The organism is Galbibacter kalidii, from assembly GCF_026241135.1.
Lineage (GTDB): Bacteria > Bacteroidota > Bacteroidia > Flavobacteriales > Flavobacteriaceae > Galbibacter.
The window spans coordinates 16368-40658 of the sequence record NZ_JAPFGA010000015.1 but is presented as its reverse complement, the minus strand read 5'-3'; the positions used below and the strand labels follow the sequence as shown (position 1 = coordinate 40658).

Genomic DNA, 24291 nt, shown 5'->3' with positions numbered 1-24291 from the left:
TCTTGTGGAATATCCGGTCAAGGTTCATAAATAATTTACTGTCTCTGTAAAGATACTATATATTTCAGAAACGTTTTTGTATTGCCGCCTACTTTTTAAATTTCAACACCTCAGAGCGCCCTTTCTTAAATATCAGGTTGCTTGAGTGTTTCCCCTTTCGCAATGCTTTTTGCTCTTCGTATGGCAAAGCGGCTATTTCCATACATTCATCAGTACAGCAATGATTCATTTTTTCGGCACATTCATCACATTGGATAAAAAGCAAATGACAGGCCTCATTGGCACAATTTACATGATTATCACAGGGTTTTCCACATTGGTGACATTGTGCTATAACATCTTCTGATATGCGTTCGGCCCTGCGCTCGTCAAAAACGAAATTCTTTCCTATAAATTTGTTTTCCAAATTGTTTTCTTCGACCTGTCTTACATAATTGATGATCCCACCTTCCAGCTGAAACACATTCTTAAAACCTTTGTGCTTGTAGTAGGCACTCGCTTTTTCACAACGGATTCCTCCGGTACAGTACATCACCAGTTTTTTGTCTTCTTTGTGGTCTTTGATATCTTCTTCGATAACCGGCAATGAATCCCTAAAGGTATCCACATCGGGAGTCATGGCATTTTTAAAATGTCCTATTTCACTTTCGTAATGGTTACGCATATCCACCAAAATGGTGTTCGGGTCTTCGATCAATTCATTGAAGGTAGACGCATCGACATGTCTCCCTTTATTGGTCACGTCAAAAGTCGCATCGTTCAAACCGTCTGCCAAAATCTTTTTGCGGACTTTCACTTTCAGTTTTAAAAAGGCAAAGTTGTCGTGTTCGATAGCGATATTCAAACGGACGTTTTCCAAAAAACTAATGGAATCCAAATGTTCTTTAAAGTCCTTGAAATTATCTGCCGGTACCGATAATTGTGCGTTGATCCCCTCGTGGGCAACATAAATCCTTCCGAGGACTTCTAACTCGTTCCAGGCAATAAACAAATGGTTTCTGAAAATTTCGGGATTTCCGATTTTAGCGTATTTATAGAAAGAGATCGTAAGGCGGTCTTTTCCCGCTTCTTGAATAAGTGCTGCTCTTTCTTCTGCGCTTAAGTTATTGTACAGTTGCATGCTATACCAATATTTTAAGTTAAAAGAATATTTTTTGCAAAAGTAAGCTTTTTTTAGATAAAAAGAAGTTCAAAACAAGGAAAAACACCCTTAAATAAACAAGATTAACACCCTTGAAACCAATTAATTATATGCGTAAGTTTATTCAAAATCAAAAAAATAATCATTATGGAAACAATTCAAAAACACGGGAAAGGGGTCGTAAGAATGTCTATTCCTGCAAAAATTGCTTACAATGGCGATGCTTTTAAAAAAAGTATTTTTAGTCTTCTTGATGAAATTGGATGCCCAAAGTGCTTCTCTGGTGTAGACTGTCATATTTCAACATTGAGGGATTATATTTATGAAGCCAAAGGAGAGAGACTCATCCCAGCAGAAAAGGATTTTGCGTCTATTAGTAAAGCTGCGGGAATCAATACAGACGGGCGTCCACAACCAATGCCCTTTAGTATGAAAAACAACAACAATTTAACCGTAACAACAAAACCAAAACTCACTCAAACAATCAAACAAGTAGATTCAATAATCGACAGTGTTTTTGAAGAGATTGGGTGTATGGCGTGTTGTTCGGGTCATGATATATTGTTTAGGAATTTCATAGATAGAATTGAAATACCTCGACTATGAAAAAAAACATGCTGAATCAATTAGAGTGCCTCCCCGAATTAGGGGTAGGCATTATCTATTCCCCTTCTATTGAAGAAATAACCATGCCTGACGGTTTAATCGATACCATAGAAATTGAGCCTCAAACACTATGCACCAGAGACAAAAATGACCGCCTAAATGTTCCCCAAGCCATTTTTGAAAAAATAAATGAACTCCCATACAACAAATTAACCCATAGTATTGGGGCTCCTGTTGGTGGTTCTTTAAAACCGAGTAAAGAACAAATTGCTCTGATTAATTATTGCTCCTCACTTTTTAAAAGCCCATGGGTTACTGAACATTTAAGCTTTAATGCCACCTCTTCATTCCAAACGGGTTTTTTTCTCCCTCCCTGTCAAACTCAGGACGGATTAAAAACCGTTATTGAAAACGTTAAATTATTACAAGATTCCATCAATGCACCAATTGCAATTGAGACCGGCGTAAATTATTTAAAACCCAATGAAAAAGAAATAGAAGACGGTCTGTTTGTTTCAGAAATATGTAAAGAAACCAATTGCGGTATTCTCCTTGACATCCACAATCTTTTTGCCAATCAACTAAATGGCAGACAGAGTATTCAAGAATTTATTGAACAAATTCCAAAAGAAAATGTGATAGAAATCCACATAGCCGGTGGCACAGAGTTAAACGCTTTATGGTTAGACTCACACTCCGGACCTATAGACGAGCGTTTATTAAGTATTACAAAAGAAGTATTGCCTGAGTTTAGCAATTTAAAAGCAATCACCTATGAGATCTTTGACTCTTATGTCCCTGTTGTTGGCGATGCTACCATTATTAAAGAATTGGAAAAGGTAAGGACATTATGGGAAAACAGAAAGAAGAGGACCCCTAAGTCCAAAAGAGCAAAACTCCCGGAGCAAGCATATAAAATACAAGAAATGAGTCGCAATTACGACCTTGATGAATGGGAAGGAATTTTATCCAATCTAGTCATTGGAAGGAAAGCAAATGATTCTTTAAACTTCCTAGCCAAGCAAAACGCTGATAGAGTTGCTATGTATCAACATCTTATAAACGAATTTAGAGCCTCAATGGTTGTAAGAATATACAAACTCACAACCCGTTATCTTATTTTAGTTTTGGGCATGGATTCTTTTTTTACAATATTAGACAACTTCTGGTCTAAAAATCCGCCTGAACAACTTAGCTACAAAGAAGCTCAAAACTTTTCAAGTTACTTAAAGGATAAAGCGTATAAAATGCCTTGGTTATACCGATTATTAAACTATGAGAACCAGATATTGGAATCCATTTTATACAATACGATCCAATTAGCAAAATTTGATGTTGACCCAACACCCATGTTAAAATCCCTTTCGGAAGGTCAACTTCCGGAAACAAAAGCCAAGAAAGGTGATTTTGAAATAGAAATCACTCCAGAAAAAGATGAAGCTACCAAATGGTTTGCCATTCCTTCTTACTTAAATTAAACAAAAAGAGCTTCAATGAAAATTGAAGCTCTTTTCGTAGCTAATTCGTTGTTAATATCTCATTTAACATATTCATCTTTCAACCATAACAACGAACCTAGCCACCATCAAGCTTGCCATTGCATTGTATTGCAATTGCCAAATTATTCGATTTAATTACTAATATGCGTCTGTAGAATTTCATTAAACCGTCATTACTTTTCTAATAGATGCTAAATATTGAAAAAGGTTGCGTCGCAAATTGTATGCTGAAAAAAGAAATAGTATTTTAGCACGAATCAATAAAAAGTATACAGAGAAAAATGAGTTCGGAAAAAGATGCAAAATTAAAAGCACTAAAGCTCACTTTAGATAAGTTGGACAAGACCTACGGTAAGGGAGCGGTGATGAAAATGGGAGACAGCGTAGCAGAAGATGTAGAAGCAATTCCTACAGGATCTATTGGATTGGATATCGCTTTAGGCGTTGGTGGTTATCCCAGGGGTCGGGTTATCGAAATATACGGACCTGAATCATCAGGTAAAACCACACTCACTCTACATGCTATTGCCGAAGCACAAAAAGCAGGTGGTATTGCCGCTTTTATCGATGCTGAACATGCATTCGATCGTTTTTATGCACAAAAATTAGGAGTGGATATCGATAATTTAATTATTTCCCAGCCCGACCACGGAGAACAAGCTTTGGAAATTACAGATAACCTCATCCGTTCGGGTGCTATTGATATTATTATTATTGATTCTGTAGCTGCTTTGACTCCAAAAAGTGAGATTGAAGGCGAAATGGGAGATTCCAAAATGGGATTACACGCCCGTTTGATGTCCCAGGCATTGCGGAAACTCACATCGAGCATCAGCAAGACCAAATCCACGGTAATCTTTATCAACCAATTGCGTGAAAAAATCGGGGTGATGTTTGGAAATCCGGAAACCACAACCGGTGGTAACGCTTTAAAATTCTACTGCTCGGTACGTTTGGACATCCGTCGATCTACACAGATAAAAAGCAGTGACGGAGATGCAGCAGGAAATAAAACACGCGTAAAAGTGGTCAAAAACAAAGTAGCGCCTCCTTTTAAAACCGCAGAGTTCGACATCATGTATGGTGAAGGCATCTCCCTTGTTGGTGAGATACTGGATTTAGGTGTTGAATATGAGATCATCAAGAAAAGTGGTTCATGGTTCAGTTATGGCGACACCAAACTTGGACAAGGTCGTGATGCAGTGAAAACATTGCTCAAAGACAACCCGGAATTGCTGGAAGAATTGGAAGGAAAAATAAAAGAAGCCATCAAGGCTGTGAATAGCTAATCTTTAAAAAACATAACATCTGTATATAAAATCCCGATTTATTCGGGATTTTTCTATGTTCACGCAACCCTTTCATTCTTTTCGCATCTATAAAGAAAACCATATAAAAGAATGAAGAAGTTTTTTGTTTTAATAATGTGCAGCCTTACGTTGCTGAGCTTTAATTCTTGTAGTATTGATGATGACGATGCGGCAAATTTTCACTATGAAACCTTGGAAATAACCGATGCTGTTTTTCCGGAGTTTTTTGAATATGGCAAGGTCTACAACATCGAGTTTTCGTATGTAAGACCTACAAGTTGCCATGTGTATTCGGGGTTTGATTTTAATCACACCAATACCGATTCCACTATGACCGAGCGCACTATTTTTGCCATTTCAACGGTTTTGGAAGAAAGTGATTGTGAAACCTTGACCGATACTGAAGGGGTAGACAGTTTTGACTTTGAAGTTCGCTATAGAGATACCTATACCTTCAAATTTTATACAGGTGATGATGAAAATGGGGAAAAACAGTATCTTACGTACGAAGTTCCGGTACAAGAATCAGAAGTGCAATAAAAACAAAAAAATAACCCTTTTGAGTGAGTTTAGAACAGCTCATAAAGCAATGTAAGCGGCAGGAAAGAAAGGCTCAAGAACAACTTTATAAACTTTTTAACACCAAGCTTTATACCGTATGCCTTAAGTATTCCCGCAACCAAACAGAGGCAGAAGACAATCTGCACGATAGCTTTATGGTTATTTTTGAAAAAATTGATAAATATAATTTTAAAGGTTCTTTTGAAGGTTGGATAAAGCGGGTTACCATAAACACGGTGCTCCAAAAATATCGAAAAGAAGGAATTTTCGACACCTTACCCAATCATTTAGAAGCAGATGTAATGGTAGATGTTGATGAAACTGTTTCTTTGGATTATTTGCTGAAATTGATTCAGGAATTGCCCGATCGTTATCGCCTTACATTCAATTTGTATGTAATGGACGGGTATTCGCACAAAGAAATTGCCGATATGTTGAATATTAGCGAAGGCACTTCAAAATCGAACCTGGCAAGAGCCAAAATGACATTGAGAAATAAAATTGAAGAAGATGCAACAAACAACCGGGCCAACTCGGTGTAAAAGACTATGAAGGAGAAAAAAAATATAGAACGTTTATTTCAAGAGAAGTTTAAGGACTTTGAATATAACCCACCTGAGCGTGTGTGGACTTCTATTGAGGCTTCGTTGGACAATAAAAAGACAAAACGGAATGTGATTCCGCTGTGGTGGAAATTGGGCGGTATCGCTGCGGCAATAGCTATTCTGTTTTTAGCTGGAAATGTGTTTTTTAACAATGACGACCAACCTTTCCCTGAATCAAACAGCGTAACGGATACTGAAAATGAGATAAAAGAATCAAATTCAACTGAAAAGAATGATGTTGTTGATCCATTGGACACAGATAACCCTCAAAACGAAATTGTAAACACGGAAACAGATACGTCTTCCGAAGAAGACATCAAAAATACATCCGTTGAAACTGACCAGCAGACTATCCAAAAAGATGCTGAGGATGAATGGGTAAATAGCGATCAGCAGAGAAAAACAACAAACGAACCTACGGTTACGCAAGAAAACATCGATAAAAATCTTACAAATGATGAAATCGATGCAACAGATAAAGGAAGGGGAGAAATTGCACAGGTGGAGACAACAGAGACAAACAAAGAGACTCCTGTTGATAAACAAGAGGAAACTGAGATTGTAACCCAACAACCCGTTTCACCGGAAAAAGAAAAAACTGAAGTGGCTCAAAATGATGCCAATCAGCAAAATCAAGAGGAAAAGGACACACTAACCGAAAAGAAATCGCTTTTGGAAGCAGTTGCCGAAATGGAAAATGAAGAAGAAACTGATCCCGTAGTTGACACCCAAAATTCACGCTGGGCGGTAAATCCGAATATAGCTCCGGTGTATTACAACACCTTGAGCAACGGATCCCCCATAAGTCAGGAATTTGCCAACAATAGCAAAGAAGGCGGTTTCAACATGAGTGTAGGGATCAATATTGCTTACAACATCAGCAAGCGATTGAGTATCCGATCAGGAGTCAGCAATGTAAAAGTGGGTTATACCACGGACAATATTGAATTCAGTCCGTCAGTGATCGCTTCAAATGGCGCTTTGGCCAATATCACCTTTAACAGGCCTGAGCCTACTGTAAATGTAGCCGATCAAAAATCTGCTGCATTAAACAGCGAAGTCTTGTCAAGACCGGAGTCCATCACCGAAACAGGATCGATGAATCAGAAATTTGGTTATTTGGAAGTGCCAATGGAGCTTAAATATCGTCTTATCGACAATAAATTTGGTGTTAACATTATCGGAGGGGTAAGTTCGCTTTTCCTCACCGCCAATGAAGTTTCCCTGAAGACAAACAATCTGGAAACCGAAGTGGGACATGCCAATAATGTAAACGATTTGAGTTTCAGCACCAATATCGGGATTGGATTGGATTATCAAGTATCAGACAAGGTATTGTTCAATCTGGAACCCATGTTTAAATATCAATTAAACACCTTTTCAAGAGAAGATGGCGGATTTAGTCCGTATATCTTGGGTGTTTACACCGGCCTAAGTTTTAAGTTTTAGGTTTTTAATTTTTAGTTGGTTAGGTTAAACTTGCTTCGGCAAGAGACCTGAAAAGAAGTTCCCTTTCCACTTCTTCGGAAAGGGGCTTTTTTTATGTGACAGTAAAGCTAACTATTCAGAAGTCAATCCGTCGTAAATAACTTTACGGGCTTTTTCTTTTATGATATCACTATCGGAAGATTCCAATCCTTCTGTTTTAATGAATTTATGTACCCTTGCACGCATCATTCCCGGTGAACAGCTGAAAAAGTCATAGGAAAAACGCTTTTTATTGTCCAAAAATGCAATAGGCACTACAGGAATTTCGTGTGCTATGGCCAATTTAAAAGCTCCGTCTTTAAACCTATCTAAAACAACAGAGCTGTCGTCGGGCACTCCGCCTTCAGGGAAAATACAAATGCTCAACCCTTGATCCAGACGCCTTTTTGCACGTTTATAGACCGCTGTTCTGCTCTGTGAAGAACTCCTATCAACCAAAATACAGATTCTTTTATAGACAAATCCGAAAATAGGGATCTTGGCCAGCTCTTTCTTTCCCACAAAAACAAAAGGGTTTTTTGAAGCTCTCAGCATCATCATGATATCGGCCATAGAAGTATGATTGGCAATAAGCATATAACTCTTCCCCTTTTCCAATTTTTGTTCTCTTTCTATCCTAGGGAGAAAGAACATTCCGTAGAGGATAAAATTGGCCCACACATTACGGGCAAACCAAAAACACTGCGGATATAACCGCTCACTGGAAGTCAAAACCAAAAGGAGGGGGAAAAATACAATGATGGGTATGGCCACCAGTAAATAGAACCATATTCTGTATAGTAGTTGTAAAAATCGGGTAATGAGTTTGATCATGGAATCAAAAATAAACAATTGTGATATACTTTTCATCTGATAATCTCTATTGTTTTACAACGAACAATCCTCACATCCCAAAAGCTTAAGGTAGATACACAAAATTAAGTTATGGGCATTTCACAAAACGTTTTACCTTTGCAGCCTATTATTAATAGTTAATAGATAACTGTTATTAGTTAATAGGAATTAGGGTTCATCAACTCAATAACCAATAACATAATGGCAAGAATACTTACAGGCATACAAAGCACAGGGACTCCACACTTGGGGAATTTATTGGGAGCCATCGTTCCCGCAATAAAAATGGCGGAAAAACCTGAAAATGACTCCTTTCTTTTTATTGCGGACATGCACTCGCTCACACAAATAAAGGATGGAACAACACTGAGGAGCAATACTTATACTGTCGCTGCTGCTTGGCTTGCCTTTGGGCTGGATATCAACCGGGTGGTTTTCTATCGCCAAAGTGACGTTCCGCAAACGGCAGAACTCACTTGGTACCTGAGTTGTTATTTCCCGTATCAACGATTAACACTGGCGCATTCGTTTAAAGACAAAGCTGATCGACTGGAGGACGTAAACGCCGGACTCTTCACCTACCCCATGTTGATGGCAGCCGATATTTTGCTTTATGATGCTGAAATCGTTCCGGTAGGAAAAGACCAAATGCAACACCTTGAAATGACACGCGATGTCGCTTCAAGAATGCACACTCAAATTGGGGAAACCTTTGTAATTCCTGAAGGAAAAGTACAAGAGGAAACCATGTATATTCCCGGAACCGACGGAAATAAAATGAGCAAGTCGAGAAACAACATCATCAATATTTTCCTGCCCGATAAAAAACTGCGCAAACAGGTGATGAGCATCGAAACCGACAGTACACCGTTAGAGGAACCGAAAAATCCGGACACTTGTAATGTTTTTGGTTTATATCAATTATTGGCTTCCGAAGAACAAATTGCAACAATGCGCACCAACTATGAGCAAGGTGGTTACGGATACGGACATGCCAAACAAGCTTTATACGAATTGATTATTGAAAAATTTGCTACGGAAAGGGAGCGCTTTAATTATTACATGGATAACCTCAACGAAATTGACGATGCTCTGGCTATTGGCGCTAAAAAAGCCAAAAAAGTAGCCAACGAAACCTTGGCAAGGGTACGAGGGAAGATTGGGTATTAAACTGCTTCAAACAATTTACCGGGTAAAGGACGGATCACACCTTTCATTTCCATCGCCAATAAGGTTGATGTGAGTTTATGCACAGGCATCTCGCAATCCAAAGCGATAACGTCCAGCAACTCTTTTCCTTTTTTAGTGAGGTAGTCGTATATTTTTTGCTCCGTAGCTTCCAGCTCTACAAACAATTGTTTTTGTACCGTAGGTGTTTCAGCCTCTTCCAGTTCCCACCCCAACAAATACACCAAATCGGCCGCAGAAGTAAGCATATGTGCCTGCTGACTTTTAATCAGGTTATTACAGCCTTCGCTGTATTTGTCTTGCGCCCTACCGGGTACTGCAAAAACATCTCTATGGTATGAAGCAGCGATATCGGCTGTAACCAAACTTCCTCCTTTATGTGCTGATTCAATCACAACAGTTGCTTCAGACATACCCGCAACTATTCGATTCCTCCGAAGGAAATTCTTTGGGTCCAGGTCATCTGAACTCCAAAAATCGGTAAGAAATCCACCATTCTGCTCTACCTGATCCACGTATTTTTTATGTGCCTTCGGATATAATTGATTCAATCCATGAGCGAGACAACCTATGGTTTGCAATTCATTTTTTATCGCTGCCTTGTGTGCACAAATATCTACTCCGTAAGCAAAACCACTCACTATAATCGGATTGAAAGGCGCAATATCTTCTATAAATTGTTCGCAAAAAGCATTTCCGTAGGAAGTAATTTGACGCGTGCCTACCACACTCAATATTCTTTGACGGGGATTTGAATATTCCATATTTCCCTTCCCAAACAAAAGGATAGGTCCGTCGATGCAATGCTTTAGTTTTTCAGGATAACTTTCTTCATTATACGCACAAACCTTTATGTTTTCTTCTCTCAAATATTCCAATTCTTTTTCAGCTGCATAAAGATTTTCCTTGTCGAGCACATTTTTGATCGTCAATCGTCCAATCCTTTCAATTTTAACCAGATTTCCGGATTTTTCATTAAAAATAGCTTCGGCATTACCACAATGATGAAGCAATTTTTTGGCAGTAACATCCCCTACATTATGTGCGTGTTGTAATGCCAGTAAAAAAAAGAGTTCTTTATCCTCCATACAATAATTTGAATATCAATATGCAAGTAACAAACTCATCTTCACTTTTCCTAATTGGCTACAAAATGGTCTTTTCACCCCATATTTCACCTTTTTCTTACCCCGTCCGCCTGAGGCGGATGCGGTGCAAAAAAGCCTTCATCTGGGGTAAAAATCCCTATTTCTCGCTTCAATCATAAAAGTCAAGATGAGTTCTGCGAAAAAAACCTACTGTTGATAAAATCTTAAAAACATTTTTTTATTGAACACTATTTTTTCACATCTTTGTTATATGCGAATAGAGAATTACATAAGCGACTTGTTGTATCGATACGAATGTGTAACTGTTCCCGGGTTTGGGTCATTTTTGACCCAACACCGCCCTGCTAAGGTGCATTATACGACAAATGCTTTCTATCCGCCATCAAAATCTGTTTCTTTTAACGAGCAGTTGAAGTCTAATGATGGCCTCTTGACAAAACACATTGCAGAGACTCAGGAAATTCCATATGAAGATGCTTCAAAAAAAATTGAAACAGCTGTCCTTTCTTGGAAAAAAGCTTTGGAAGATGAGGAAGTACTGGAATTCAAAAACATTGGTGAACTTTCACTTAATCAGGATAAGAAAATAATATTCCAACCATCATATCACACGAACTACTTAACATCCTCATTCGGGTTCTCTTCTTTTGTATCACCTTCGATTACTCGGGAAGAACTTAAAAAAGAAGTGGAAGTACTAGAAGAAAAAGCACCTATCGCCTTTACTCCGGAAAAAAGAAAGAATCGCTCTTATTTAAAATATGCTGCGATTTTCCTTTTAGCACTTTCTGCAGGAACTGTTGGTTACCGCTATGTAAACACCTATACTGCACAACGAGCACAGGTAGCACAGCAAGAGGCTCAGGAACAAGTGGAGAAAGACATTCAAAAAGCCACCTTTTTCGATACTACACCTCTTGAAATTCCTTCTATCACCGTAAAAGTGGAAAAAGAACCTTTAAAATACCATATTGTTGGTGGAGCCTTCAGAGTTGAAGAAAACGCTGACAAAAAAGTGCGCCAACTGAGAGAAAAAGGTTATGATGCAGAGCGTATCGGTAAAAACAAATACGGACTTCATCAAGTTACTTATGCCAGTTTTACTACAGTTCCGGAAGCTTTAAAATCCCTTCGGAAAATAAAACGGACTGAATCTCCTGAAGCATGGTTGTTGGTAGATGAGATTGATTAACTAATTCAATCCTTATGTTTTCTGCATTTTTAGATATTTTGTCTGATCTTAGTCCACTATCCGACAAAAGCAGAAACGCCCTCTTAAAACACCTCAGTAGTAAACGTATTCCGAAAGACAGTTTCATCTTAAAACACGGAGAAGTTTGTAAGCATATTTATTTTATCCATAAAGGATTTGCCAGAACTTTCTACTATAAAAACGGTAAAGAAATCACCGAATGGTTTGCTGACGAAAAAGGTTTTTCCTTCTCCATCACCAGTTATTTTCAGGAACAACCCAGCAAATTGGTTATTGAATGTCTCGAAGATTCAGAAGTCATTTACCTTCCCAAAAAAGAGATGTATGAACTGTCTTATAACCATATCGATATTGCACAGCTCATCATCAAAATGTTTTCATATTCCTTGATGATTTCTCAGGAAAGAATGGATTCCATACAGTTTGAAACCGCCAAACAACGCTATGACAAATTGCTGAAAAACCAACCTGAAATTCTTCAAAAAGTTCCACTTCAATATATTGCCTCCTATTTGGGAATTACCTCAGAAACCCTGAGCAGAATAAGAAATTGATTGTTTTTTATATAATTTTTTGACAATTATCAATTGAATTGGCTTAAAAAATACAGATTTTTACTCACTAAGTGAGCTTTTTACCCCGAGATAGCTTATTATACTAACTAATGTAAAAGTCATGCAAAAAACAATCTTATTCTTATTTATTGCTTTTTACTGCACGGTAAATGCGCAAAATACAACGACCGATTTCAGTAAAGAAATTGGCAAACTCAGTCTGGAAGAAAAAGTATATTTCCTTATAGGTACAGGAATGGATATTCCGGGTATGGGCCAAGAAGGAGAAGCTCCACAAGCTACTGTAGGAGCAACAAAAAACAAAGTTCCTGGAGCTGCCGGAACGGGTTATATCATAAAAAAATTGGGCTATCCCGCTGTTGTCTTTGCAGATGGTCCCGCAGGAATCAGAATTGCCCCAGAGCGGGAAGGAATTCCTGACAAAACTTTTTATGCTACAGCCTTCCCTACCGCCACTTTGTTGGCATCGAGTTGGGACAAAGACATCATCTATAAAGTAGGACAAGCCTTCGGAAAAGAAGGGAAAGCCTATGGAGTAGATTTTTTACTGGCTCCAGCGCTCAATATTCATAGAAATCCCCTTGGCGGAAGAAATTTTGAATATTACAGTGAAGACCCGGTACTCTCGGGAAATATTGCCGCCGCATTTGTAAACGGCGTTCAATCAGAAGGCATCGGAGCTACCATCAAGCACTTTGTGGCCAATAATTCTGAAACCAATCGTATGGCTTTAAATACTGTCGTAAGCGAAAGGGCATTAAGGGAAATTTACCTGAAAGGATTCAGGATTGCGGTTGAAAAATCACAGCCTTGGGCAGTAATGTCATCCTATAACAAAATAAACGGTGTTTACGCTTCTGAAAATAAAGATTTGCTCACTACCATTCTCAGGGACGAATGGAATTTTAAAGGTTTTGTGATGACCGACTGGTTTGGCGGTAAAAACCCGGTAGCACAAATGAAAGCCGGAAATGATCTGCTAATGCCCGGTAGGATCGATCAGGCCAATGCCATTATTGAAGCTGTAAAAAATGAGGAGCTAGACGAAGCCATTTTAGATAGAAACATCCTTTATATTTTAAATCAGTATGCCAAAACTCCGTCATTCCAGGGACAACAACCTTCAAACAATCCTCCGTTGGATGACCATAAAACGCTTGCACGTGAAGCTGCCACAGCAGGAATGGTATTACTGAAGAACAACAATGTACTTCCCTTGCCTTCCGAAGAAAAAATTGCTCTGTTTGGAGTAACTTCCTATGAAACTATTGCCGGAGGTACAGGAAGTGGTGATGTGAATAAGGGCTATATGATTTCTGTGGAAAAAGGGCTGACCAATGCAGGTTTTGCTGTCGATAACGACATTGTAAGCACCTACAAAAACTATATTGAAGAAGAAAAAGCAAACATTCCCCCTAAAAAATTCTTTTTTGAACCCGATGTATTGGTAAAGGAAAAGAAATGGAGCAATAAAGAACTCGAAGCCATTGCCGATAAGACCAATATTGCCGTTTTTACCTTCGGAAGGACCTCGGGTGAATTTCAGGACAGGAAAAAGGAAGGCGATTTTCTGCTATCGGAAGACGAACTGGCTACCATGAAAGCTATCAGTGATGCTTTTCATGCCAAAAACAAAAAGTTTGTTGTAGTGCTTAATATTGGTGGCGTTGTTGAAACCGCCAATTGGAAAGACTTGGCCGATGCCATCTTGTTGGCATGGCAACCCGGACAGGAAGCCGGAAATGCCATCGCAGACGTACTCTCAGGAAAAGTCAATCCAAGTGGAAAACTTCCTACAACCTTTCCTATAACTTTTAAAGACATAGCTTCCAGCAAGAACTTCCCCGGAACACTGGATGATCCCGACTCCCCTCCTTCTCCAAACCCTTTGGTTGCTTCGCCTTCCACCGAGATTTATGAAGAAGGAATTTATGTAGGCTATCGCTATTTTGATACGTTTGATGTAAAACCCTCTTTCCCTTTTGGTTTCGGACTTTCATACACAGCCTTTTCATATAGCGGTCTTGAAATCAGTAAAAATGATAAAGACATTACTGTTTCATTCAGCATTACCAATTCTGGGGAGGTTACTGGAAAAGAAATAGCTCAACTGTACGTAAATGCTCCGGAAACCACGCTCGAAAAACCGTCAAAAGAGTTGAAAGCTTTTGTAAAAACCAAACTTTTGGAGCCCGGTAACACACAGGAAATCAGCATTACTATAAATGAAAACGAGTTGAGTTCTTTTGATGCTGAACAAGATGCATGGGTTCGCGACGAAGGAGATTACACGATAATAATCGCTTCTGATGCCGAACAGGTTCAACTAGAAAAAGTTGTATCATTAAACGGAAAAACAACTCAGAAAACACATAATGCTTTAGCGCCAAAACAAAAGATTGACGAACTAAAAAAACAATAAGATTACACTATGAAGCCCTCATAGAGGGATTTAGTATGGCCAAGGTAATCGCCTCAACAAAAGGAGGTGAATGAATCAAAAGTTTTTAGAGGTAGTGATTACTTGCTTTATTGTTTAATAATATTTGAAAATAAATGTTTAACTTAAATTTTTCGTGTGAAACAATTATTCATTTCAGCATTATTTATATGCTCTACAATTTTAGGAGCACAGGAAATCACAGAACATTCCTATACGGTTGAAAAAGATGTCCTCTGGGCAAGTCCGAAGGGTTATGACCTCACGATGGACATATACACCCCCGAAACCGAGGCTGATTCTTATCCGGTGCTTATTATTTATCACGGTGGCGGTTGGTTGATCAACAACAAATCCATCATGGATGAAATGTCACAATATATGGCTTCGCATTCCAATTATGTGGTTTGTAATGTCAATTACCGGCTTCTTACCGCCAACGACAACACCACAAACATGAACGAGATCATAGAATACGCTATGGGAGCTGTTTTGTGGGTAAAAGAACATATCAAAGAATACAAAGGAGACCCAAAAGCCATAGCCGTGACGGGAGACAGTGCCGGGGGACATTTGACAGCCATGATCGTTAATGGCAGCGATTACCTCAACGCTTCCGGATTTAAGGGAAAAGAACCCGGTTTTACTCCATCGTATATTCCAAAAGGAAAAAATGTACAGCAGATTAAAACCGAAAACGAACTCGAAGTACAAGCAGCTATTTTAAGCTATCCGGCAGTAGATATTTACAAAGCAGCCAAAGGTGGTTTTGAAAAAGCCGATAATGTCTTTTGGCAAATGGGAGGCGGAGAAGCCCGTGGAGTTTTTGGCGATAAAATCAATGTAGAAAACAATCCCGAGTACTACAAGCGTTGCTCCCCCATGTACACTATTCCAAAGGCTGGTGAACGAAAACTGCCACCACAGTTTGCCCATGTAGGCTCAGAAGACCAAACCACTTCTCCCGAATCGGTAAAATCTTATGTTGATGCCTTAGAAGAAAACGGACAGAAGGTATCATACTGGGTTCACGAAGGCAGGAATCACGCATATTTGGATTCAGGAAGCAATGAATTTTTAGGAAACAGCTTTGAAAAAGATGCCATCGAACCCCTTAAAAAGATCATTGCCTTTTTGGATGGTGTTTTTTATGCGGAATAATCAACAGCCTCAGGACAAGTCCCGTGAAATCTCACTTAGTGAGTCAGATTGAATAAGAATCATTTTCGTTTCAATCAAAAAAGTTTAAACGAGTTCAATATCTTTGCTGAAATTTTAAACAATGGAAGCAAAAAAGCCTAGTGAATCCCGTACCGTAATGACCGACCTTGTTTTACCCAGTGAAACAAATCCGTTGAACAATTTATTTGGTGGGGAACTGCTTGCCCGTATGGATCGCGCAGCAAGTATTTCTGCGAGAAGGCATTCACGTAGGGTTACTGTGACCGCTTCGGTTAATCATGTGGCTTTCAACAGAGCCATCCCATTGGGGAGTGTGGTTACCGTGGAAGCTGCTGTTTCCAGAGCCTTTAAAAGCTCTATGGAAATCTACATCGATGTGTGGATAGAAGATAGGGAAAGCGGTAAAAAAACCAAGGCCAATGAGGCTATCTATACTTTTGTGGCTGTAGATGAAACCGGAAGACCTGTCGCTGTTCCCGCGGTAGAACCGGAAACCAAGCTTGAAAAAGAACGCTACGAAGCTGCCTTGAGAAGAAAACAACTCAGTTTGGTTTTAGCCGGAAAAATGGAACCGAACAAAGCAACTGAGTTAAAGGCTTTGTTTAACGATTGATCAATTACATCCTATAAATCCAACTTGCAGGATTATCGGTTCTATTATTGTCATAGATCATAAATTTTAAAAGCGTTTCATTATTGCTCAGACTCGTAAATATCTCTCCTATTTCTTGTTTGGTAATCAATTTGTCTCCTTCTTGTACATACACTTTCCCTAGGTTATTGTATACGGAAATATAATTACCATGTTGAACCAAAACCGCTTTGTTCCCCCCTTTTATCGCCTGAACAGCCAACACTTTCCCTTCATAAATGGTTCGTGCCTTGGCTCCTTTTTCAGTAGCAATACGAACTCCATTACTCTGAATCGTTACCGATCTTACCACCGGATGTGGCTGTTTTCCGTAGCGCATTTTCACTACCCCTTTTTCTACTGGCCACGGCAACTTTCCTTTATTAGCCTTAAAACTGGCATCTACCAGTTTGGCTTCTGCCGTCAATGCAAAATTTGACGATTTTGTAGCAGTCTCCCGAGTTTCAGCACTGGCCTCCTTATTTGAAGCATTGGCCTTTGCAATGGCTTCATGGATCAACCTATCGATCTGACGGTCGATCTCATCTGCTTCGCGTTGTTTTTTTCGTATTTGAGCTGCATATTCACTTTCTTTTGCCTTGATGCTGGCAATAAGCCCTCTTTGTGTATTCAACGCTTTTTCCAGTGATTCCTGTTCCTTTTTACTTTCGGCAATGAGTATTTCCTTCTCTTTCCGCTGATCTACCAAACCGTTGTTCAAATCCTGCAACTCTTTGGTTTTTGACTGAATTTCTGCAGCTTGTTCCTTTCGGTAATTGGTGTACTGCTTCATATACTGCACTCGCTTGTAGGCTTGGAGGAAGTTTTCAGAAGAAAGTAAAAACATCAAACGGCTTTGTTGCGACTTGCTTTTATACGATTTTTTAATCATCTCCGCATAATCGGCTTTCAGTTCCTTTAAATCATCCCGAAGTTTGGAAATTTTATTGATGTTGTTATTGATCTGTCGGGTGATGAGGCTCGCCTGCTCGTTAGTGACTTTTACAAGCTCTTTGCGGATCCTGATCTTGTGGTCCAAGTCTTCCACATCTTCCAAAACACTCGTCTTCTCCTTTCTTTTTTGTGACAGCAAGCTGTTGAACTGCTGAATTTCTTCCTGTAAACGTGATTTGCGAAGCTCCAGTTCCTTTTGCTCTTCAGACTGGGCACATATGTGCGTTGAAGCAAAAAAAGCCATTAAACAGGCTGTAAAGAAGAAAATCCTTTTGTTCATATTATTCAATTTCTACCGGTTTAAATCCGCTAGGAATGCTATACGGAAAAGATACTCTTTTGTTGAATTCCACATTGTTGTATTCAATATCGATATGATTTTTCTTATCCTTGTCAATTGCATTTATCTCTATTTGATTAGGCAATATTCTCCCATCCACAGTTTGATAATTTTTATATGCTACACTCAACAAACGTCCTTTTTCGGCTTGGGACACTTGCTGAACTGCCATTTTGTAATGATTAGGTTCCAACAAAAATAATCTTTTAAACAGTTCAGTTTGTTTTTCAGGCTTTAATTGGTAGTTGTTTTCCAAAATAGCAGCATAATAATCATCTTCATTAAGATCAAAAACCGCCTGCCCCAGCAACAGATTTTGTACCATCCCGAATGTAAGATCGGCTCCTAGAAGCTGATTCAGGTATGAAAAATCCCCGTCAAAATACGTGTTGTCGAGTTTGTTGTAAAAACTCACCCTTTCCGGAGTGATCAACACCTTTACAACAGACAGCGGGGCACTCAACCAAATAGTTTCGTCTTTTTTCATGCGTAAACTCACTGTTACCCCCTGACTGCTCTCTCCATTGCTATAATCAATTTTGATACGTCCCCGCATGGTTTCAAAATCAAGTTCATTGTTATAATGGTTTTCAATGATATTTCTTGCTGAAAGATCACTTTTTATCTCCCCCGGCGCCAGTACTTTTTTGGATCCGCAGGAAACAAGTAACATCAACAAAAACACAAAAACATAAGGGGATTTGATTATTTTTTTACCTGTATCAACGTTCATTACTTGTTTTCCTTCATTTTTAATTGATATTCTTTCTCTTTTTCCGAATTTCCCATCGCCTGATATGCTAACACCAATTCTTTGTAAATATTGTTTTCCAGCTCTATATCGCCCAACAAATACACCAAGCCCTCTTCCAAGACCTTGACGGCCATTTTGTAGTTTTTAAGCCTGTTCAACGCAACACCTTTCAGGTAGTAAAACCCTGGCTGGGTAGGATAATTATCCAAAGCTTCACTGCTCACGGACAGCATTTCGTTATATTCCCCGGTCTCATGGAGTTCCTGAATACGATTCTTATAATTTTCAACAGGATTATTTGTCAGCTCGCTTTCTTTTATTGTTTTGTTGTATTCATCTGCAAGGGCATTCATGTTTTGTATCATTGTGATTTTAACCCTCCTCCTCTCAATTTCCGTAAGGTTTCCTCCCTCTTCTTTCATTGCATCCAGAACTTCCATAGCCTTGTTATATGATTTCTGATCTACATACAGGTCTGCCAGCATCAATTTGTAATTTGCTTTTGTATTGGAAAGCTTCTTCGCCACTTCAATCGCTTTTCCTATGTTCTGTTGTGCTTTATAACAATTCAGCAGCGCATCCAAATACCATTTATTGTCCGGTTCCTTTTCAATAGCCGTCAAAAAATAAGATTCGGCTTCAGCAAATTTATTTTGAAACATATAATTGACCCCTAATTCATAATCAACTACATGATTTTTCGGATCTATTTGTTTGCATTCCAATAATGCCTGAATGGCCTTATCATAATTTTCAATGCCTTTCTGTTTTAGGGCCTCATAAAATTGCTCTTGAAAAGCATCTTCAACAACTTCATTGGTAGTGTCTGCATTTTCTTCTTGGGCATAACCCAGCTGCGGAACGATCAATATCCCGAAACACAAAAGGATTATGTAGAAGTTTTTTTTCATTTTTCAATACCATATGAGATTTCGTTTCCTCTCAGTAATCACATTATGGGAATGTAATTTTAGTTTTCAAATACAGCAATTGCCCTAACGGGAGAGCCTGTTCCACCTCTAATTTTTAAAGGAAGTCCAATAAAACGAAATCTTCCACGCCCTATTAATCTGTGTAGATTTATCATATTCTCATAATGTGTAAATCCGAGTTCGCCACAAATATGATGAACTTCTTTGTTTGATATTCCCGGTACTCCAGGAGACATTGTTTCAACTCCAAAAGCGGCTATTTTTTTATCCCCTAACCATCTTGCAGAATCTATCGTTATTCCAGGACCATTTCCCCAATTTTTTCCGCCAAAAGTTTTTCTATAGTGATCTGTATAAAAAAATACGGTATCTCCTTTTTTTATACTTAATCCTTCTTTTTTACAAGCATTTTCAATTTCATGGGACTCGATTAATTCTTTTAATCCTTTATGGGAAAAATCCAAACAAATGCCCTCTGTATAAAACATAGATAATGGCATTGTATCTATTGATTGTTCCCGATATTCACGAGCCATATGATTTATAGCATCAACATGTGTGCCTGTATGTTCCCCAAGTTCTAATTTATAAACGGCTGGGGTTTTTATTTTAGGGTTTTTAATCCCATCCCATTCTTCATGAGAATTATGGATTGTCATTTTAACCTGTGGGAAATCTTTGTAAACGGGCATGCCTTCGTAGATTTCTTGACTCAAATCAATTATTTCTGCCATTTCTGTTTTTTTAGATAAATCTCTCCTAATAATATTATTTTATTCATCTCAATGCAAAAGCTCTAAATTCTGATGTCATGCTGAGCTTGTCGAAGCACAGTTAACTAAAATCAACAAGTCTTCGACAGGCTCAGACTGACAAATCAAATTCACACAGGGATTTTTAGACACCCTCGTTCTCTCTGACGGAGGTGCGGGCAGAGATCCCTGCCTACGCAGGGATTATTCCAAAACAGAATAATCTCCTATACTTACATCGGTAAACTCACCGTTGAATTTAGCATGATTCCCAATCATGGCATTGTCCAGGTTCGCATTTTTAACTGTTGAATGCGTTTGTATTAAACTGTTTTTTACAGTTGAATTTTCAACTACAGTTTCGTCGCCAATCGATACATTGGGACCGATCGTTGCGTTTTTCAATACCACGTTTTCGCCTATATAGCAGGGCTGAATGATTTTCGAATTTTCTTGTTTTACTGAACTTGATACCAAGTCCTCACCATCTTGCTGGAGGAAATTCAACATGCGCCCGTTGGTCTCTACTGTTACATTTTTATTCCCGCAGTCCATCCATTCATCTACTTTTCCGGGGACGAACTTTTTCCCTTGTGCCATCATAGCTTTGATTCCGTCGTTGATCTGATATTCCCCGCCGTGAATGATGTTTTGATCCAACACCTTCTGCAACTCCGCTTTCAACACTTCTCCCTGCTTGAAATAATAAATTCCGATTACCGCAAGGTCAGACACAAATTCTTGCGGTTTTTCTACCAAACCGGATATGTTTTTATTGTTGTCCAACTGCACTACCCCATAAGCTTCCGGGTTTTCCACTTGTTTTACCCAAATCACACTGTCGGCGGATTGATCCAAATTGAAATCCGCTTTAAAAAGCGTGTCGGCATAGGCTATAACACAAGGTCCTGACAAGGATTCCTTCGCACACATGATCGCGTGTCCCGTTCCCAGGGGTTTATCCTGATAATAAATAGTTCCCTTAGCGTTTAGTTTATCGGCTATTTCGTTTAACTTTTGCTCAATCTCCTCACCAAAATCATCTTTGATGATAAAAGCCACCTCGTCGATCTTTTGATCCAATATTTTGGCAATGTCTTCTACCAAACGTTGAACAATGGGCTTTCCTGCTATGGGAATTAATGGTTTTGGCACTGTTAAGGTATGTGGTCTTAACCTTGAACCTCTTCCTGCCATTGGTACTATAATTTTCATACTAATGCCCGCGAAGGCGGGTATCTTTTTTAGGTTACACATATACCCGCGAAGGCGGGTATCTCTTTTAACAAGCACCTGCAAAGACAGGTGTCCCTTTTAACAAACTTTGTTTTTTATATCTCACTGCCTGCGCAGGGATTATTTGCCCTCTACGAAGTTCCGGTACTTCCAAATCCTCCTTCTCCACGGGATGTTTCTGAAAGCACTTCTACCTCATTCCATTCGGCGCGTTCGTGTTTGGCTATAACCAGTTGGGCTACGCGTTCACCGTTTTCCACTGTAAAATCATCATTGGAAAGGTTTACTAAAATAACGCCTATTTCGCCGCGATAGTCTGCATCTATGGTCCCGGGGGCATTCAATACACTTATCCCTTTTTTGGCAGCCAGTCCACTTCTAGGTCTTACCTGAGCTTCAAAACCTACCGGAAGTTCGATAAACAAGCCAGTTTTAACAATAGCCCTATCCAAGGGTTTTAAAACAATCGGCTCTGCCAAGTTTGCACGTATATCCATTCCTGCAGAAGCTTCGGTTTCATAATTTGGTAAGGCGTGTTGGGATTTGTTTATAATCTTGATCGTCATGTTCTTTTCAATATTTTTTTAAGTTCGTTTTTTTCTAAAAGAAGTATCATCAGCAAAAATAGCAAAACAAACATGGTTCCTATATAAAGGTTTCGGTTAAATACGTAAAAAATCAATACAGATAATAAAACCGAAACCAACATATATAAACCAATTTTCTTTAAGTTATATGGAATTGGATAGTATTTTCTTCCGAAGTAAAAAGACAGTAACATCATGCTGCCGTAGGCTGCCAGGGTTGCAATGGCTGAGCCTTTGTAGCTGATAATCGGGATAAGTGCAAAGTTTAAAATTAATGTGATGATTGCTCCTGCAACCGATATATATGCCCCGAACTTAGTTCTGTCCGTTATTTTATACCAAACGGAAAGGTTATGGTAAATACCCAAACAAAAGTTTGCCATTAAAATGATGGGGACGATGGACATGGCTTCCCAATAGACCTCATCTCCGATGAATATCACTTTTAATACATCAGCAAAAACCACTACAACCAACAAAATAACCGAACCGAAAATAACAAAGAACTCTAATATTTTTGCGTAGTTCTTCTGCGGATTATCACTGCTTGCATGACTAAAGAAATAGGGTTCTATTCCCAATCGGTAAGCTGTAGCGAAAAGCATCATGAACAAGCCTAATTTATAGCAGGCCGAATACATCCCTATGGCGGTTTCAGAAATGTCTTTTGGCAATATAAAGTCGAGTAACAACCTGTCAAAAGCTTCGTTGATAGAGAAGGCAATACCGGCAATAAGCACCGGAAAAGCATACTTGAGCATTTTTTTCCATAAAACCTTATCAAACTGATACTGCACTTTAACATAAAAAGGCAGCATTAACGCCAATGTAGATGTACTGGCAATAAGGTTGGCAATAAAAATATAGTTTATCTCAAAGTTCGGTATATAAATACTGTTCCAAAAGGAGCTTTTTGCTGCCATTCCTTCGAGGAACAATAAGAAAAAGATATTCAACCCTAAATTCACCACCACATTCAATATCTTGATCACTGCATATCGCATAGGCTTTTCCATAGCCCGTAACCAGGCAAAAGGAATAATAACCAAGGCATCGAGCATTAATATCCAGACAACAAGGGTAATATATTCAACTTTTAAGTTGGTTAAATAGGCTATTTGCTCTTTAAAGAGTAAGCCCAGTATCAAAAAGACAACCGATGAAAATAAAAGCGAAGTTGTTGATGTGCTTACAATGTTTTCTTTGTTTTTCTCCTTATGGTAAAACCTGAAGAATGCAGTTTCCATTCCGTAGGCTAAGATCACATTGAATATTACAAACCAGGCATATATTTTTGAAACCACTCCATAGTCTGCTACCGATTGAAGGACATCTGAGTCTGTATGTATCCGCACCAACAAAAAACTAAGCATCCGTGGCATAACAGTTGCCAGACCATAAATTGCCGTTTGTTTGAATAGCTTTTTAAATGCGCTCAACGATAAGATGATTTAATCCCATAAGTGGGTTTTACTGGACTGCCCCGACAGGCTTTGATTTATAGTCAACCACCTCGGGGAAAGCCCACGAGACATTAGGCGGAAAAACCTAAAAAAACATTTCGACGCTCGCCCTGTGAAATATTCCCGAAGGAATTTCACAGGGCAAGCATCGGAGCATTTTAAATCTCACTTAGTGAGTAAAAGTATCGATTTATCAACTCCCGTCAAAACAAGACCTTAGTTTTTTGATGTAGGCGCCTTTTCGTAGTGTACAGGCGTAGCCGGCCTCATAGATTTTACCTTATAGTATTTTGTTTTTCCGTCCTCAATATAACTCACTACAGCTTCACCCTCTTTTAATTCAAAAGGTATTTTTTTATTGAGCTTTGGTGGTTTATTACCAAATTCTTCCTTCGGATCGGCGTGCATGATCAAATCATCATACTTCGTATCCGCTTTGGAAAACCTGCCTATATAGACCAAATAATTGTCCCTTTGTATTTTTTCAAGCTTAACGACCTTTCCTTTGTAGAACAAACTATCCAAGACAATCTCTTTCCCATTGCTTACGGGTAAAAAAATGTTCTCTCCCTCCTGTTCTTTCTCTGCTCCGGCTGTCCAGGGCTCGCTTCTCACTTCACCCAATTCAAAAGGCGGGTTTTCGGTAAGTCCCTGTGAAGATCCACATTGTGAAAATCCTAAAATAATGACTGTTCCTATAATGGTGTTAAAAATCCGTTTCATGTGTATATTTTATTTGTTTTAAAAAGAAACTACATGATGGGTGTTCCATGGTGATGTTTTTTCTTTGTTATAAAGATACAATTTCAAAATTGATGCCAAATCCGTTAAAAACAAAAACCCCGAAGAAAAATCTTCGGGGTTTTTTATATCAATTATAACTTACTTCTT

Annotated in this window: 23 protein-coding genes; 12 read left to right on the top strand and 11 right to left on the bottom strand. The window is 38.8% G+C overall.

Annotated features, from left to right (window positions below):
• Positions 1–88: 88 nt before the first annotated feature.
• Complete coding sequence (trhO, locus tag OOZ15_RS14775; protein ID WP_265957201.1) at positions 89–1120, bottom strand: oxygen-dependent tRNA uridine(34) hydroxylase TrhO; 1032 nt, start codon at positions 1118–1120, stop codon at positions 89–91.
• A 168-nt stretch (positions 1121–1288) separates the two neighbouring features.
• Here trhO and OOZ15_RS14770 point away from each other — a divergent pair, with 168 nt between their 5' ends.
• From OOZ15_RS14770 to OOZ15_RS14745, 6 genes are all read left to right on the top strand, one after another.
• Positions 1289–1747 carry a hypothetical protein gene (locus OOZ15_RS14770; protein ID WP_265957200.1) on the top strand — a complete coding sequence of 153 codons (459 nt, stop codon included), beginning with the start codon at positions 1289–1291 and terminating at the stop codon, positions 1745–1747.
• Positions 1744–3225, top strand: coding sequence for an MbnB/TglH/ChrH family RiPP precursor modification enzyme (locus OOZ15_RS14765; protein ID WP_265957199.1), 1482 nt, complete (start codon positions 1744–1746; stop codon positions 3223–3225). Before OOZ15_RS14770 ends, OOZ15_RS14765 begins: the two co-directional genes overlap by 4 nt.
• 302 nt (positions 3226–3527) lie before the next feature.
• Positions 3528–4535, top strand: a complete 1008-nt coding sequence (recA, locus tag OOZ15_RS14760; protein WP_265957198.1) for a recombinase RecA — start codon at positions 3528–3530, stop codon at positions 4533–4535.
• 111 nt (positions 4536–4646) lie between these two features.
• The gene (locus tag OOZ15_RS14755; protein ID WP_265957197.1) at positions 4647–5096 is read left to right on the top strand and encodes a hypothetical protein; all 450 of its coding nucleotides are present in this window, start codon (positions 4647–4649) and stop codon (positions 5094–5096) included.
• Positions 5097–5119: 23 nt separating this feature from the next.
• Entirely contained in the window at positions 5120–5659 is a 540-nt protein-coding gene (locus OOZ15_RS14750) for an RNA polymerase sigma factor (RefSeq protein WP_265957196.1), read from the top strand.
• 6 nt (positions 5660–5665) lie between these two features.
• On the top strand, positions 5666–7171 hold the full coding sequence (locus OOZ15_RS14745; RefSeq protein ID WP_265957195.1) for an outer membrane beta-barrel protein: 1506 nt from the start codon (positions 5666–5668) through the stop codon (positions 7169–7171).
• 111 nt (positions 7172–7282) lie between these two features.
• Here OOZ15_RS14745 and OOZ15_RS14740 read toward each other — a convergent pair whose 3' ends face one another.
• Complete coding sequence (locus OOZ15_RS14740; RefSeq protein WP_265957285.1) at positions 7283–8023, bottom strand: lysophospholipid acyltransferase family protein; 741 nt, start codon at positions 8021–8023, stop codon at positions 7283–7285.
• A 222-nt stretch (positions 8024–8245) separates the two neighbouring features.
• Here OOZ15_RS14740 and trpS point away from each other — a divergent pair, with 222 nt between their 5' ends.
• On the top strand, positions 8246–9214 hold the full coding sequence (gene trpS / locus OOZ15_RS14735; RefSeq protein ID WP_265957194.1) for a tryptophan--tRNA ligase: 969 nt from the start codon (positions 8246–8248) through the stop codon (positions 9212–9214).
• On the opposite strand, the gene dprA is transcribed toward trpS, so the two are convergent.
• Complete coding sequence (gene dprA, locus OOZ15_RS14730) at positions 9211–10320, bottom strand: DNA-processing protein DprA (RefSeq protein ID WP_265957193.1); 1110 nt, start codon at positions 10318–10320, stop codon at positions 9211–9213. The two genes, trpS and dprA, sit on opposite strands and share 4 nt — an antisense overlap.
• Positions 10321–10591: 271 nt before the next feature.
• On the opposite strand from dprA, the gene OOZ15_RS14725 reads away from it, so the two are divergent.
• From OOZ15_RS14725 to OOZ15_RS14705, 5 genes are all read left to right on the top strand, one after another.
• Positions 10592–11533, top strand: coding sequence for an HU domain-containing protein (locus tag OOZ15_RS14725; RefSeq protein ID WP_265957192.1), 942 nt, complete (start codon positions 10592–10594; stop codon positions 11531–11533).
• 14 nt (positions 11534–11547) lie between these two features.
• Positions 11548–12108 (top strand): Crp/Fnr family transcriptional regulator, encoded by a 561-nt coding sequence (locus tag OOZ15_RS14720; RefSeq protein WP_265957191.1) that lies wholly within the window; start codon positions 11548–11550, stop codon positions 12106–12108.
• A gap of 121 nt (positions 12109–12229) precedes the next feature.
• Entirely contained in the window at positions 12230–14551 is a 2322-nt protein-coding gene (locus tag OOZ15_RS14715) for a glycoside hydrolase family 3 protein (protein ID WP_265957190.1), read from the top strand.
• A 156-nt stretch (positions 14552–14707) separates the two neighbouring features.
• Entirely contained in the window at positions 14708–15730 is a 1023-nt protein-coding gene (locus OOZ15_RS14710; RefSeq protein ID WP_265957189.1) for an alpha/beta hydrolase, read from the top strand.
• Between the two features lie 121 nt (positions 15731–15851).
• Entirely contained in the window at positions 15852–16364 is a 513-nt protein-coding gene (locus OOZ15_RS14705; RefSeq protein ID WP_265957188.1) for an acyl-CoA thioesterase, read from the top strand.
• 4 nt (positions 16365–16368) lie between these two features.
• Here OOZ15_RS14705 and OOZ15_RS14700 read toward each other — a convergent pair whose 3' ends face one another.
• From OOZ15_RS14700 to OOZ15_RS14665, 8 genes are all read right to left on the bottom strand, one after another.
• Positions 16369–17616 carry a murein hydrolase activator EnvC family protein gene (locus OOZ15_RS14700; protein WP_265957187.1) on the bottom strand — a complete coding sequence of 416 codons (1248 nt, stop codon included), beginning with the start codon at positions 17614–17616 and terminating at the stop codon, positions 16369–16371.
• Position 17617: 1 nt separating this feature from the next.
• Entirely contained in the window at positions 17618–18409 is a 792-nt protein-coding gene (lolB1, locus tag OOZ15_RS14695) for a lipoprotein insertase outer membrane protein LolB1 (protein WP_265957186.1), read from the bottom strand.
• A complete protein-coding gene (locus OOZ15_RS14690; protein ID WP_265957185.1) occupies positions 18409–19341 on the bottom strand; it encodes a tetratricopeptide repeat protein in 933 nt (310 codons plus the stop codon). Before OOZ15_RS14690 ends, lolB1 begins: the two co-directional genes overlap by 1 nt.
• A gap of 59 nt (positions 19342–19400) precedes the next feature.
• The gene (locus OOZ15_RS14685) at positions 19401–20096 is read right to left on the bottom strand and encodes a cyclase family protein (protein ID WP_265957184.1); all 696 of its coding nucleotides are present in this window, start codon (positions 20094–20096) and stop codon (positions 19401–19403) included.
• Positions 20097–20318: 222 nt separating this feature from the next.
• Positions 20319–21329 (bottom strand): sugar phosphate nucleotidyltransferase, encoded by a 1011-nt coding sequence (locus OOZ15_RS14680; protein WP_265957183.1) that lies wholly within the window; start codon positions 21327–21329, stop codon positions 20319–20321.
• Between the two features lie 152 nt (positions 21330–21481).
• Entirely contained in the window at positions 21482–21916 is a 435-nt protein-coding gene (gene dut, locus OOZ15_RS14675; RefSeq protein ID WP_265957182.1) for a dUTP diphosphatase, read from the bottom strand.
• Positions 21913–23376 carry a lipopolysaccharide biosynthesis protein gene (locus tag OOZ15_RS14670; protein ID WP_265957181.1) on the bottom strand — a complete coding sequence of 488 codons (1464 nt, stop codon included), beginning with the start codon at positions 23374–23376 and terminating at the stop codon, positions 21913–21915. Before OOZ15_RS14670 ends, dut begins: the two co-directional genes overlap by 4 nt.
• Positions 23377–23616: 240 nt before the next feature.
• On the bottom strand, positions 23617–24123 hold the full coding sequence (locus OOZ15_RS14665; protein WP_265957180.1) for a hypothetical protein: 507 nt from the start codon (positions 24121–24123) through the stop codon (positions 23617–23619).
• Positions 24124–24291 lie beyond the last annotated feature (168 nt).